Annotated in this window: 13 protein-coding genes; all 13 read right to left on the bottom strand. The window is 52.4% G+C overall.

Annotated elements, in window-relative coordinates; all coding sequences use genetic code 11:
• Position 1: 1 nt before the first annotated feature.
• The 13 genes from pstS to rsmG all read right to left on the bottom strand — a co-directional run bounded on the left by pstS (position 2) and on the right by rsmG (position 13,221).
• Positions 2-1,042: a phosphate ABC transporter substrate-binding protein PstS gene (pstS, locus tag BJP35_RS03350; RefSeq protein WP_014172287.1), complete on the bottom strand. Its 1,041-nt coding sequence runs from the start codon at positions 1,040-1,042 to the stop codon at positions 2-4.
• Positions 1,043-1,363: 321 nt separating this feature from the next.
• The gene (gene glmS / locus BJP35_RS03345; RefSeq protein WP_020882762.1) at positions 1,364-3,193 is read right to left on the bottom strand and encodes a glutamine--fructose-6-phosphate transaminase (isomerizing); all 1,830 of its coding nucleotides are present in this window, start codon (positions 3,191-3,193) and stop codon (positions 1,364-1,366) included.
• A 228-nt stretch (positions 3,194-3,421) separates the two neighbouring features.
• Entirely contained in the window at positions 3,422-4,792 is a 1,371-nt protein-coding gene (gene glmU, locus BJP35_RS03340) for a bifunctional UDP-N-acetylglucosamine diphosphorylase/glucosamine-1-phosphate N-acetyltransferase GlmU (protein ID WP_032679280.1), read from the bottom strand.
• Between the two features lie 305 nt (positions 4,793-5,097).
• Entirely contained in the window at positions 5,098-5,517 is a 420-nt protein-coding gene (locus BJP35_RS03335) for a F0F1 ATP synthase subunit epsilon (RefSeq protein WP_006177560.1), read from the bottom strand.
• Positions 5,518-5,537: 20 nt separating this feature from the next.
• Positions 5,538-6,920 (bottom strand): F0F1 ATP synthase subunit beta, encoded by a 1,383-nt coding sequence (gene atpD / locus BJP35_RS03330; RefSeq protein ID WP_006177559.1) that lies wholly within the window; start codon positions 6,918-6,920, stop codon positions 5,538-5,540.
• Between the two features lie 31 nt (positions 6,921-6,951).
• Positions 6,952-7,815 (bottom strand): F0F1 ATP synthase subunit gamma, encoded by an 864-nt coding sequence (gene atpG, locus BJP35_RS03325; RefSeq protein WP_020882764.1) that lies wholly within the window; start codon positions 7,813-7,815, stop codon positions 6,952-6,954.
• 51 nt (positions 7,816-7,866) lie between these two features.
• Positions 7,867-9,408, bottom strand: a complete 1,542-nt coding sequence (atpA, locus tag BJP35_RS03320) for a F0F1 ATP synthase subunit alpha (RefSeq protein ID WP_014172283.1) — start codon at positions 9,406-9,408, stop codon at positions 7,867-7,869.
• A 12-nt stretch (positions 9,409-9,420) separates the two neighbouring features.
• Positions 9,421-9,954 (bottom strand): F0F1 ATP synthase subunit delta, encoded by a 534-nt coding sequence (gene atpH, locus BJP35_RS03315; RefSeq protein ID WP_014172281.1) that lies wholly within the window; start codon positions 9,952-9,954, stop codon positions 9,421-9,423.
• Between the two features lie 14 nt (positions 9,955-9,968).
• A complete protein-coding gene (gene atpF / locus BJP35_RS03310; protein WP_003862370.1) occupies positions 9,969-10,439 on the bottom strand; it encodes a F0F1 ATP synthase subunit B in 471 nt (156 codons plus the stop codon).
• Positions 10,440-10,487: 48 nt separating this feature from the next.
• Positions 10,488-10,727, bottom strand: coding sequence for a F0F1 ATP synthase subunit C (gene atpE, locus BJP35_RS03305; RefSeq protein ID WP_000429386.1), 240 nt, complete (start codon positions 10,725-10,727; stop codon positions 10,488-10,490).
• Positions 10,728-10,776: 49 nt separating this feature from the next.
• Positions 10,777-11,592 carry a F0F1 ATP synthase subunit A gene (gene atpB, locus BJP35_RS03300; protein ID WP_014172280.1) on the bottom strand — a complete coding sequence of 272 codons (816 nt, stop codon included), beginning with the start codon at positions 11,590-11,592 and terminating at the stop codon, positions 10,777-10,779.
• An 8-nt stretch (positions 11,593-11,600) separates the two neighbouring features.
• Complete coding sequence (gene atpI, locus BJP35_RS03295) at positions 11,601-11,981, bottom strand: F0F1 ATP synthase subunit I (RefSeq protein ID WP_008500194.1); 381 nt, start codon at positions 11,979-11,981, stop codon at positions 11,601-11,603.
• Positions 11,982-12,597: 616 nt separating this feature from the next.
• A complete protein-coding gene (gene rsmG / locus BJP35_RS03290; protein WP_047742672.1) occupies positions 12,598-13,221 on the bottom strand; it encodes a 16S rRNA (guanine(527)-N(7))-methyltransferase RsmG in 624 nt (207 codons plus the stop codon).
• Positions 13,222-13,238 lie beyond the last annotated feature (17 nt).

Below are 13,238 nucleotides of genomic sequence, written 5' to 3'. Positions count from 1 at the left end.
ATTAATACAATGCTTTACCGCTGCTGTCTTTCACGTTGGTTTTCCATGCAGCGCGAATCTGCTCAACCACGTTGTCCGGCAGGGTGGCGTAATCCAGCGCGTTAGCCTGTTTGCCGCCGTTTTTGTACGCCCAGTCGAAGAACTTCAACACTTCAGCGCCCTGCTCAGGTTTCTTCTGCTCTTTGTGAACCAGAATGAAGGTGGTAGAGGTGATTGGCCACGCACCATCGCCTTTCTGGTTAGTCAGATCCTGAGCGAAGGATTTGCTCCAGTCAGCGCCTTTTGCAGCGTTAGCAAAGTTCTCTTCAGTCGGGCTGACTGGCTTGCCATCGGCAGAAACCAGTTTGGTGTAAGACAGGTTGTTCTGCTTAGCGTACGCATACTCTACATAGCCGATAGAACCAGGCAGACGCTGTACGAACGCGGCGATACCGTCGTTGCCTTTACCACCCAGACCGGTTGGCCAGTTAACGGTAGAGCCGGAACCGACTTTAGATTTCCACTCTTCGTTCACTTTCGCCAGGTAGCTGGTGAAAACGAAAGAGGTACCGGAACCATCTGCACGACGAACCACTGCGATGTTCTGCGAAGGCAGTTTGACACCCGGGTTCAGTTTGGTGATGGCTTCGTCATCCCATTTTTTGATTTTACCGAGGTAGATGTCACCCAGGGTTTTGCCGTCCAGGACCAGCTCGCCTGATTTCAGGCCTGGAATGTTAACGGCCAGCACAACACCACCGATAACGGTCGGGAACTGGAACAGGCCTTCCTGCGCCAGTTTGTCATCAGACAGTGGAGCGTCTGATGCGCCGAAATCAACGGTATTCGCGGTAATTTGTTTTACGCCACCGGAGGAGCCGATACCCTGATAGTTAACCTTGTTACCGGTTTCTTTCTGGTAGGTATCCGCCCATTTGGCATACACCGGCGCAGGGAAGGTTGCACCAGCGCCAGTCAGGCTTGCTTCTGCAAATACAGAGAACGCGCTCAGAGATAAGGTCGCGGCGACAACAGTTGCGACAGTGGTACGCATAACTTTCATAATGTCTCCTGCAAGATTTTCGTAAATCGTTGTTTAGTGGCTACGATGAGCAAAATAGGACAAACAGGTGACAGATAAATGTACGAATTATGACAGTTTTATGACAATGAAAATTTAGCTTAAATATCAGTAAAAATTCATTTAATTATCATCTAGTTAACCACTTACATGACAGCAAGTTTTCAGAAATATTTTCTTTATGTGACACTGAAAAAAGTAGCTGAAGATGACAGATTGTCATAAATAAAAATGCGGATGGGTTGATTAAAAACAAACCAGGAAGGGTAAAAAAGCTCCACCCGAAGGTGGAGCCTGAGGGGATTATTCTACGGTGACCGATTTCGCCAGGTTACGTGGCTGGTCAACGTCAGTGCCTTTGATCAGCGCGACGTGATAGGCCAGCAACTGCAGCGGAACGGTGTAGAAGATAGGGGCAATCACCTCTTCCACATGCGGCATCTCGATGATGTGCATATTGTCGCTGCTCGCAAAGCCGGCGTCTTTATCGGCGAAGACGTACAGTACACCACCGCGGGCGCGGACTTCTTCGATATTGGACTTCAGTTTTTCCAGCAGTTCGTTGTTAGGTGCCACAACGATGACCGGCATGTCTGCGTCAATCAGCGCCAGCGGGCCGTGTTTCAGCTCGCCTGCTGCGTAAGCTTCCGCGTGGATGTAGGAGATCTCTTTCAGCTTCAACGCGCCTTCCAGCGCAATTGGATACTGATCGCCACGGCCGAGGAACAGGGCGTGATGTTTGTCAGAGAAATCTTCCGCCAGCGCTTCAATGCGTTTGTCCTGAGACAGCATCTGCTCAATACGGCTTGGCAGCGCCTGCAGGCCATGAACGATGTCATGCTCAACAGCCGCATCCTGCCCTTTCAGACGCGCCAGTTTCGCTACCAGCATCAGCAGAACGGTCAGTTGAGTGGTAAACGCTTTGGTGGAGGCCACGCCGATTTCCGTGCCTGCGTTGGTCATCAGCGCCAGATCGGATTCACGAACCAGCGAAGAACCCGGCACGTTACAGATGGCCAGAGAGCCCAGATAGCCCAGCTCTTTAGAGAGACGCAGCGCCGCCAGGGTGTCCGCCGTTTCGCCAGACTGGGAAAGGGTGATCATCAGGCTATTACGACGCACCGCGGATTTGCGGTAGCGGAATTCTGAAGCGATTTCGACGTCACACGGAACACCGGCCAGGGATTCAAACCAGTAGCGGGAGACCATACCGGAGTTGTAGGAGGTACCGCAGGCCACGATCTGAATATGCTCAACCTTACCGAGCAGCTCATTGGCGTTGGCGCCCAGTTCGCTCAGGTCCACCTCGCCGTGGCTGATGCGCCCGGTCAGGGTGTTTTTGATGGCGTTCGGCTGCTCGTAAATTTCTTTCTGCATGTAGTGACGGTAAGCGCCTTTGTCGCCTGCGTCGTACTGCAGATTGGATTCGATCTCCGGGCGTTTCACCTGCTCGCCTTTGGTATCGAATACCGTCACGTTGCGACGCGTCACTTCCGCGATATCACCCTCTTCCAGGAAGATAAAGCGACGGGTAACCGGCAGAAGTGCCAGCTGGTCAGAGGCGATAAAGTTCTCGCCCATGCCCAGACCGATAACCATTGGGCTACCGGAACGTGCGGCCAGCAGCGTGGACGGATCGCGTGAATCCATGATTACCGTACCGTACGCACCGCGCAGCTGAGGGATCGCGCGCAGCACCGCTTCACGCAGTGTACCGCCCTGCTCCAGCTCCCAGTGAACCAGGTGAGCAATAACTTCGGTGTCGGTTTCAGAGACGAAGGTATAGCCGCGCGCTTTAAGTTCTTCGCGCAGCGGTTCGTGGTTTTCGATAATGCCGTTATGCACGACCACGATGTGTTCGGACACATGCGGGTGCGCATTGCCTTCAGACGGTTCGCCGTGGGTCGCCCAGCGGGTGTGCGCAATACCCGTACCACCGTGCAGCGGATGATCTTCCGCAGCCTGGGCCAGCATCTGCACTTTACCGAGACGACGCAGACGGGTCATATGCCCTTCTGCATCCACAACTGCCAGACCGGCAGAGTCGTAACCACGGTATTCCAGACGACGTAAACCTTCGAGAAGGATTTCAGCAATATCACGCTGCGCAACTGCGCCAACAATTCCACACATAGTTTAATTTCCTGATTATGGCGTTATGCCATGCGTTGTCGCTGACCTGTATTTGCCCTTTCCGGGCACCCCGAGCCTTGTAGAGAGTGGGGTTATTGTTATAAGTACTGCCTTTGGGGGGAGGATTATGTTATCCCCTCACCCCATCCCTCTCCCCAGAGGGGCGAGGGCGAAAAACACCGCACCGAACGAGCGCTCTCCTCGCGGGAGAGAGCAGGGTGCAGGTCGTTACTTTTTCTTCACCGGGCGTTTCCAGCCCTGCTTGTGAACCTGCGGCACGCGGCTCAGCACCAGCTCATTGTCGGCAACATCGCGCGTCACGGTCGTCCCGGCGGCAATGGTTACCCCGTTCCCGACCGTCACCGGTGCCACCAGTTGTGTATCAGAACCGACAAACACATCATCACCGATGATGGTTTTAAACTTGTTGGCACCGTCATAGTTGCAGGTGATTGTTCCTGCACCAATGTTCACGTTATCGCCAATCTCTGCATCGCCCAGGTAGGTTAAATGGCCGGCTTTGGAACCTTTGCCCAGACGCGCTTTTTTCATCTCAACGAAGTTGCCAACATGGGCGCCTTCGAGCAATTCAGCGCCAGGGCGCAGGCGTGCGAACGGCCCAATGGTGCATGCCGCGTCCAGATGTGCATCTTCAACCACGCTGTACGGGCTAATGTCGCAGTCGTCACCGATGACGCTGTTTTTGATAACACAACCGGCACCAATTTTGACGCGGTGGCCAAGCGTGACGTTGCCTTCAAGGATAACGTTAGTATCGATTTCAACGTCGCGCCCGTGAGATAAGGTCCCGCGCAGATCGAAACGCGCCGGGTCGCGCAGCATAACGCCTGCCAGGAGCAGTTTTTCAGCCTGTTCGGACTGATAAACGCGTTCCAGGCGGGAAAGCTGAAGGCGGTTATTCACCCCTTCGGTTTCGCTAATCCGTGCCGGATGAACCGCCGCAATCTCACGCCCTTCCTGATAGGCCATCGCGATGATGTCGGTGATGTAGTACTCACCCTGCGCATTATTGTTGTTGAGCTTCGACAGCCAGCGCTTCAGGTCCGCGCCATTGGCAATCAGGATACCGGTGTTGATCTCCTGAATCTGACGCTGTGCGTCGCTGGCATCTTTATGCTCAACGATACCCGTTACGTTACCGTTTTCGCGGGTAATGCGGCCATAGCCGGTCGGATCGTCAAGCACGACGGTTAACAACCCGATGCCACCCTGCGGTTTAGCTTCACGCAGGCGGGCAAGGGTGTCGACAGAGATCAGCGGGACGTCGCCGTAAAGCATCAGAATATCTTCGTCATCCGCAAAGAACGGGGCGGCCTGCTGCATGGCGTGTCCGGTCCCCAACTGTTCTGCCTGAAGCACCCAGTTGAGTTTGTCATCGTTCAGCGTCTTTTTAAGCAGATCGCCGCCGTGACCATAGACCAGATGGACCTGACGGGCACCCAGTTCATTAGCGGCATCAATGACATGCTGCACCATCGGCTTTCCTGCCAGCGTGTGCAGTACCTTTGGAAGATCGGAATACATGCGGGTACCTTTACCGGCGGCAAGGATGACCACGCTCATTGTATTGTTCAACATACGCGTCCTGACTGTAATTTGAGTAAGAAGTTAAACCCGTTGATGTTGAAAATTCTACATATTTTGCGTCATAAAATGGAATGGCGGTAAAACGTTCAACATCAGCCAATAATGGCTATTTGAGGCGATTTTTAGGGGCAGAGTAAACCCCTTTTTCTCTGGAAAATAGCCTTCTCGCGATAAGTCGCTAGCACACACAATAGCTTAGCTATTCTTTTGGATCATGAATAAAGATCGGTGTGATACGAAACCATAAAAAAAGCCAGCCTGGAAACCAGACTGGCTTTGTGCTTTTCAAGCCGGTGTTACATCGCTTTTTTGGTCAACTCGATAACGCGCAGTTTCGCGATCGCTTTGGCCAGCTCCGCAGACGCCTGAGCGTAATCCACGTCACCATGAGAGCTGCTAATGTGCTCTTCAGCCTTACGCTTCGATTCCAGGGCTCGTGCTTCGTCGAGATCCTGGCCACGAATAGCGGTATCGGCCAGAACGGTCACGCTGCCAGGCTGCACTTCAAGAATGCCGCCGGACAGATAGATAAACTCTTCATGACCGAACTGTTTAACGATGCGGATCATACCAGGCTTAATGGCGGTGAGCAGCGGTGCGTGACCCGGGAAAATACCCAGTTCACCTTCACTACCCGTTACCTGGATTTTCTCGACCAGACCAGAGAACATTTGTTGCTCTGCGCTGACGACGTCCAGGTGGTAAGTCATTGCCATATCACCCTCCGATTAAGGCGTTAAAGTTTTTTGGCTTTTTCCACGGCTTCGTCGATGGAACCAACCATGTAGAACGCCTGCTCCGGCAGGTGATCGTATTCGCCTTCCATGATGCCTTTAAAGCCACGGATGGTGTCTTTCAGGGAAACGTATTTACCCGGAGAACCGGTGAATACTTCCGCAACGAAGAACGGCTGGGACAGGAAGCGCTGGATCTTACGCGCACGTGCTACCACCAGTTTGTCTTCTTCAGACAGCTCATCCATACCCAGGATGGCGATGATGTCTTTCAGTTCCTGGTAACGCTGCAGCAGGGACTGTACGCCACGCGCGGTGTCGTAGTGTTCCTGACCCACAACCAGTGGATCCAGCTGACGGCTGGTGGAGTCCAGCGGGTCAACGGCCGGGTAAATACCCAGAGACGCGATCTGACGGCTCAGTACCACGGTTGCGTCAAGGTGCGCAAAGGTGGTGGCTGGGGATGGGTCAGTCAAGTCATCCGCAGGTACGTATACCGCCTGAACGGAGGTGATAGAACCGGTTTTGGTAGAGGTGATACGTTCCTGAAGAACACCCATCTCTTCCGCCAGCGTCGGCTGATAACCTACCGCTGAAGGCATACGACCCAGCAGTGCAGATACTTCAGTACCGGCCAGGGTGTAACGATAGATGTTATCAACGAACAGCAGAACGTCACGGCCTTCGTCACGGAACTTCTCAGCCATAGTCAGGCCAGTCAGCGCAACGCGCAGACGGTTTCCTGGTGGCTCGTTCATCTGGCCGTAAACCAGGGATACTTTGTCCAGAACGTTGGAGTCGGTCATTTCGTGGTAGAAGTCGTTACCCTCACGAGTACGTTCACCTACGCCCGCAAATACGGAGTAACCGGAGTGCTCGATCGCGATGTTACGGATCAGCTCCATCATGTTTACGGTTTTACCTACACCCGCACCACCGAACAGACCAACTTTACCGCCCTTCGCAAACGGACACATCAGGTCGATAACTTTGATGCCGGTTTCCAGCAGTTCCTGAGAGCTGGACAGCTCTTCGTAGGAAGGTGCTGCGCGGTGGATAGCCCAACGCTCTTCTTCACCGATGTCGCCTTTCATGTCGATTGGTTGACCCAATACGTTCATGATACGACCCAGTGTTGCTTTACCTACCGGGACTTCGATCGGGTGCTCAAGGTCTTTAACTTCCAGACCACGACGCAGACCGTCGGAAGAACCCATCGCGATGGTACGCACGATACCGCCGCCGAGCTGCTGCTGAACTTCCAGCACCAGGCTCTCGTTACCATTCTGTACCTCAAGCGCGTCGTACACGCGTGGTACGGCGTCCTGAGGGAACTCGACGTCCACCACGGCGCCGATTACCTGGACAATCTTTCCAGTAGCCATCTTGAATCCTCTACGTAATTCGTAAACCTGGTTAAACCGCGGCGGCCCCCGAGACGATCTCGGTGAGTTCCTGAGTAATGCTGGCCTGACGAGCTTTGTTGTAAACCAACTGCAGCTCTTTAATCAGGCTGCCGCCATTATCGGTCGCGGCTTTCATCGCCACCATTCGTGCGGCCTGCTCGCTGGCCAGGTTTTCTACAACGCCCTGATAAACCTGAGATTCAACGTAACGACGCAGCAGGGTATCCAACAGCGGTTTCGGATCGGGTTCATACAGGTAATCCCAGGATTTTTGCTTCAGCTCGTCATCTTCTGATGCCGGTAAAGGCAGCATCTGAGTGAGCGTTGGAACCTGAGACATGGTGTTAATAAATTTGTTGCTGACAACGTACAGTCTGTCCAGACGGCCTTCATCGTAAGCCTGCAACATCACTTTAACCGGGCCGATCAACTCGGACAGGGAAGGGTTATCACCCATACCCGTCACCTGAGCGACAATGTTGCCACCAACGGAGTTAAAGAAAGAGACGCCTTTAGAGCCGATCATTGCGATATCGCACTGAACGCCTTTTTCAGACCATGCTTTCATATCCGCCAGCAGTTTTTTGAACAGGTTAATGTTCAAGCCGCCACACAGACCACGGTCGGTCGACACCACCAGGTAGCCCACGCGCTTAACGTCGCGTTCTTCCAGGTAAGGGTGCTTATATTCCAGATTACCGTTTGCAAGGTGACCAATCACTTTGCGCATGGTTTCTGCATAAGGACGGCTGGCCGCCATGCGATCCTGCGATTTACGCATTTTGGAAGCGGCGACCATCTCCATCGCTTTAGTGATCTTTTGCGTGTTCTGGACGCTTGCGATCTTACTACGTATCTCTTTTGCGCCGGCCATGAGCTTCTCCTCAATGCCAGGCGGCTTGTCCTGAGACAAGCCGCCGGACGATTACCAGGATTGGGTTGCTTTGAAGGAATCGAGGATAGCTTTCAGCTTGCCTTCGATTTCGTCGTTATAGCCACCGGACTGGTTGATCTCTTGCATCAGCGGAGCGTGATCACGGTCGACGTAAGCCAGCAGAGCGGCTTCGAAGCTACCGATTTTCGCCAGTTCCACATCTTCGAGGTAACCGCGTTCAGCCGCGAACAGAACCAGGCCCTGCTGAGCAACAGACATTGGTGCGTACTGTTTTTGCTTCAGCAGCTCGGTCACTTTCTGACCGTGGCTCAGCTGTTTACGGGTTGCTTCGTCCAGATCGGATGCGAACTGAGAGAACGCAGCCAGTTCACGATACTGTGCCAGCGCGGTACGAATACCACCGGACAGTTTCTTGATGATCTTGGTCTGAGCAGCACCACCCACACGGGATACGGAGATACCCGGGTTAACTGCCGGACGAATACCGGAGTTGAACAGGTTGGTTTCCAGGAAGATCTGACCATCGGTAATGGAGATTACGTTGGTCGGAACGAACGCAGAAACGTCACCCGCCTGGGTTTCAATGATTGGCAGCGCGGTCAGAGAGCCGGTTTTACCCTTCACTTCACCTTTGGTGAAGTTCTCAACGTATTCCGCGTTAACGCGGGAAGCACGCTCCAGCAGACGAGAGTGGAGGTAGAATACGTCGCCAGGGAACGCTTCACGTCCTGGTGGACGACGGAGCAGCAGGGAAACCTGACGATATGCAACGGCCTGTTTAGACAGGTCATCGTATACGATCAGCGCATCTTCACCGCGGTCACGGAAGTATTCGCCCATTGCGCAACCGGCGTATGGTGCCAGGTATTGCAGTGCAGCAGATTCAGAAGCGGTCGCCACAACAACGATGGTGTTAGACAGCGCGCCGTGCTCTTCCAGTTTACGAACCACGTTAGAAATGGTGGACGCTTTCTGGCCGATAGCCACGTACACACATTTGATGCCGGAGTCACGCTGGTTGATGATGGCGTCGATAGCCATCGCGGTTTTACCGGTCTGACGGTCACCGATGATCAGTTCACGCTGGCCACGACCGATTGGAATCATGGCATCAACGGACTTATAACCAGTCTGCACTGGCTGATCAACGGACTGACGGTCGATCACGCCTGGTGCGATAACTTCGATTGGGGAGAAGCCATCGTGCTCAACCGGACCTTTACCGTCGATTGGCGCACCCAGGGTGTTAACAACGCGACCCAGCAGGCCACGGCCAACCGGCACTTCCAGAATACGGCCAGTACACTTAACCTTCATGCCTTCGGCGAGGTCAGCGTATGGACCCATCACAACTGCACCTACGGAGTCGCGCTCCAGGTTCAGTGCGATAGCGTAACGGTTACCCGGCAGGGAAATCATCTCACCCTGCATACAATCGGCCAGGCCGTGGATGCGGATAACACCGTCACTTACAGAAACAATAGTACCTTCGTTGTGAGCTTCGCTCACAACACTGAACTGAGCAATGCGCTGCTTGATCAGTTCGCTGATTTCGGTGGAATTCAGTTGCATGCTCCAGTCCCCTTAAGACTGCAAGACGTCTGCAAGGCGTTCAAGACGGCCGCGTACGCTGCCATCAATGACCATATCACCCGAACGGATGATTACGCCTGCCATTACAGACTTATCGATTTTGCAATTCAGCTTAACTTTGCGTGACAGACGTTTTTCCATCGCGGCGGTGATTTTCGCAAGCTGTTCATCACTCAGTTCAGTCGCAGAAGTCACTTCGACTTCAGCGGTAGCTTCACTAAGGGCACGTAAGTGCTCAAACTGCTCGAGAACATCCGGGAGCACACGGAGACGACCATTTTCTGCCATTACCTTAATCAGGTTCTGACCATTGGCATCCAGTTGCTCTCCGCACACGGCGATAAACGACGCGGCGAGAGTTTCAGGCGCTAACGCACCAGAAAGCAACTCGGCCATTTGTTCGTTTTTCGTCACCTCAGCGGCAAACGCCAGCATATCCTGCCAGCGATCGACATTTTGGTGTTCGACAGCAAAGTCAAAAGCTGCTTTGGCGTAGGGGCGAGCTACCGTAACAAATTCAGACATCAGCCCCTCCCTCCTTACAGTTCAGCGACAAGTTTGTCCACGATGTCGCTGTTAGCAGCTTCATCCACGGAACGTTCGATGATCTTCTCGGCGCCAGCAACAGCCAGAATCGCAACCTGCTTACGCAGTTCTTCGCGAGCACGTTTACGCTCAGCTTCAATTTCAGCCTGAGCTTGTGTCACGATCTTAGTACGTTCCTGTTCTGCTTCAGCTTTGGCTTCGTCCAGGATCTGCGAACGGCGTTTGTTAGCCTGTTCGATGATAACCTGAGCTTCCGCTTTCGCTTTTTTCAGCTGGTCTGTCGCGTTGGCCTGTGCAAGGTCCAAATCTTTCTTAGCGCGTTCTGCAGAAGCCAGACCGTCAGCAATTTCTTTCTGACGTTTTTCGATGGCAGCCATTAAAGGCGGCCATACATACTTCATGCAGAACCAGACAAAGAGAATAAACGCGATGGCCTGGCCGAGGATTGTTGCGTTCATGTTCACAGCACAATACCTCTTTAATATCTGTGGCTTAGGGTTTTAAAACTACTACTACGCGACAGCAAACATCACGTACAGACCCAGACCTACAGCGATCATTGGGATAGCATCCACCAGACCCATAACGATAAAGAACTGAGTACGCAGCAGAGGAATCAGATCAGGTTGACGCGCTGCGCCTTCCAGGAATTTGCCCCCGAGGATGCCGATACCGATCGCAGCACCGATAGCCGCCAGACCCATCATCACAGCGGCAGCCATGTACAGCAGATCCATATTCAGGTTTTCCATGACAGTCTCCAGTTTGTTTCAATTAAAACGTAGTAGTGTTGGTAAAAAATCAGTGCTCTTCAGACGCCATCGACAGATAGACGATCGTCAGAACCATGAAGATAAAGGCTTGCAGCGTAATGATCAGGATGTGGAAAATGGCCCAAGGCACATTCAGAATCCACTGTGACCACCACGGCAGAAGACCCGCGATCAGAATGAAAATCAGCTCACCCGCATACATGTTGCCGAACAGTCGCAGACCCAGTGAAACAGGTTTGGACAGCAGGCTAACGCCTTCCAGGATCAGGTTGACCGGAATAAACGCCCAGTGGTTGAACGGCTGCAAGGTAAGCTCTTTCACGAAGCCGCTTACGCCTTTCATTTTGATGCTGTAGAAAAGAATCAGGATAAACACGCCCAGCGCCATCGACAGGGTGATGTTCACGTCAGCGGACGGCACCACGCGCAGTGCTGGCAGACCGAGGACATGTTCGCCAATCCACGGCAGGAAATCGATTGGCAGCAGGTCCATCAGGTTCATCAGGAACACCCAAACGAACACGGTCAGGGCCAGCGGAGCAATCAGCTTGCTCTTACCATGGTACATGTCTTTGACGCTGCCATGGACGAAGCCGATGATCATTTCGATGAACGTCTGGAATTTCCCTGGAACACCGCTGGTCGCTCTTTTCGCAACACCGCGGAACATGGCCAGGAACAGAAGACCCAAAACGACCGAGAAGAACATGGAGTCGATGTTGATCGTCCAGAAGGTGGCCGGGGGGTTATGCGGATCCACCAGCGAGAATGTACGCAGGTCCAGCTGAAGGTTATTCAGATGGTGACCTATGTAATCCTGCGGCGTCATATTTTCTGAAGCCATGATGCCTTTTACCCTTTGTTGTTGATTACAGCTGGAGCCAGAACTTGTACCACCAGCACCAAAACCCACGTTGCTATCAGCGGCATGAATACCACTTTCAAAACCGCCAGCGCCATCACCAGTAGAGCAAAGGTCAGCAACACCTTACACACTTCACCGAGAGCGAAGGACCAGGCCACACGGCCTTTGGCGGGTGTATGCGCCTGATGACGCCAGGCAAAAATCATAAACAATACGTTTGGCAGAACAACCGCCAAACCCCCGCACACGGCGGAGATGCCCCAGAAGGGGTCTTTGAGGCTAAACAGCAGTCCACTTGCTATCACAGCCAGAAACTGAATGAACAGAAGCTTACGAGCAACGTTTCTACTCAAGAGCGACACAGACATCACGTTTTTACTCCTGCTCCCTTCGAGGTATGCCGCGTGTCGTATAAAACGTCCTTTAAGGCTCAGAGTCAAGCATCAAAAAGCGGTCAAATTATACGGTGCGCACCCGTGATTTCAAACATTAAGTAGCGAAAAGGTGAATAAATGTTTAAATATTTTTCCCCGCCGCTATTTTTTAACTTTTCCTGAAAGCCACGACCTTCGACCAAAACTGCAAACAGCGCGAAAACGTTGGCTACAAAGCGTGCACGAGATCACAAAATACACATTTGCGATAAGGGTGTATTTATCAAAGACGCAAATCGGTTTATTTCATCTTTATGAAATTAAAGACAAATTATCGTAACTATTTTCAAAACAGCCCGGTATACAATAAAAACCTTTTATTGACATTCTTAATAAATATTTAACATTCGATTCTGGTTGCCGTATTCCACTTTTAGCAGGCTGATATTTTCGATGTTGACTATCTTCATGCTGAACAATGGCTGTTACGTTAACCGTTAGAAAAACCTTAGTAACACAGAGGTTAAACTCTCTTCGGTAAAACCCGAGAATTCGTGCTGTTATTTAACATAGTCAGAACAGCACGAATTCCACAATTTTTATTAAATATTTAAAAATTGTTTGGCTTAATTATCACCAGATGGCGTTCACCCTCAAGCTGAGGAATGTTTAATTTCTCAACGGATTCGACAGCAAAACCCTCCGGAAGCTGTTCAATTTCATCGCCCGGCAACTGCCCTTTCAGGGCATAAAAGCGGCCATCTTGTGCAGGCAAGTGCTTACACCAGCTCACCATATCATTGAGCGACGCAAACGCGCGGCTGATAACACCGTCAAACGGTGGCTTCGCGGGGAACGCCTCTACCCTGCTCTGTACAGGGGCGATATTCTCCAGCTTCAGCTCATGCTGTACCTGACGTAAAAAACGGACGCGTTTGCCAAGGCTGTCCAGCAGCGTGAAATGGCTCTCAGGGCGGACAATCGACAGCGGGATCCCCGGCAGGCCAGGACCTGTGCCCACATCGATAAAGCGCTCCCCTTTAAGATACGGCGCAACCACGATGCTATCGAGGATATGACGAACCAGCATCTCGTTGGGGTCGCGAACAGACGTCAGGTTGTACGCTTTATTCCATTTGTTCAGCATATCGACATAGGCCACCAGCTGAGTTTTCTGGTGATCGGTGAGCGAAATACCTGCCTGTTCCAGCAGACGAGAGAGTTTATTGAGCACAGTGGGTACCTGTTTAG

It is taken from the genome of Enterobacter sp. J49 (assembly GCF_002148625.1).
GTDB lineage: Bacteria > Pseudomonadota > Gammaproteobacteria > Enterobacterales > Enterobacteriaceae > Enterobacter > Enterobacter ludwigii.
This window is presented reverse-complemented; position numbering and strand designations above follow the sequence as displayed.

Bases quoted from the DNA above. Each gene is read 5' to 3' on its own strand.
- pstS (WP_014172287.1), bottom strand. From the start codon at position 1,042: ATGAAAGTTATGCGTACCACTGTCGCAACTGTTGTCGCCGCGACCTTA.
- glmS (WP_020882762.1), bottom strand. From the start codon at position 3,193: ATGTGTGGAATTGTTGGCGCAGTTGCGCAGCGTGATATTGCTGAAATC.
- glmU (WP_032679280.1), bottom strand. From the start codon at position 4,792: ATGTTGAACAATACAATGAGCGTGGTCATCCTTGCCGCCGGTAAAGGT.
- BJP35_RS03335 (WP_006177560.1), bottom strand. From the start codon at position 5,517: ATGGCAATGACTTACCACCTGGACGTCGTCAGCGCAGAGCAACAAATG.
- atpD (WP_006177559.1), bottom strand. From the start codon at position 6,920: ATGGCTACTGGAAAGATTGTCCAGGTAATCGGCGCCGTGGTGGACGTC.
- atpG (WP_020882764.1), bottom strand. From the start codon at position 7,815: ATGGCCGGCGCAAAAGAGATACGTAGTAAGATCGCAAGCGTCCAGAAC.
- atpA (WP_014172283.1), bottom strand. From the start codon at position 9,408: ATGCAACTGAATTCCACCGAAATCAGCGAACTGATCAAGCAGCGCATT.
- atpH (WP_014172281.1), bottom strand. From the start codon at position 9,954: ATGTCTGAATTTGTTACGGTAGCTCGCCCCTACGCCAAAGCAGCTTTT.
- atpE (WP_000429386.1), bottom strand. From the start codon at position 10,727: ATGGAAAACCTGAATATGGATCTGCTGTACATGGCTGCCGCTGTGATG.
- atpB (WP_014172280.1), bottom strand. From the start codon at position 11,592: ATGGCTTCAGAAAATATGACGCCGCAGGATTACATAGGTCACCATCTG.
- atpI (WP_008500194.1), bottom strand. From the start codon at position 11,981: ATGTCTGTGTCGCTCTTGAGTAGAAACGTTGCTCGTAAGCTTCTGTTC.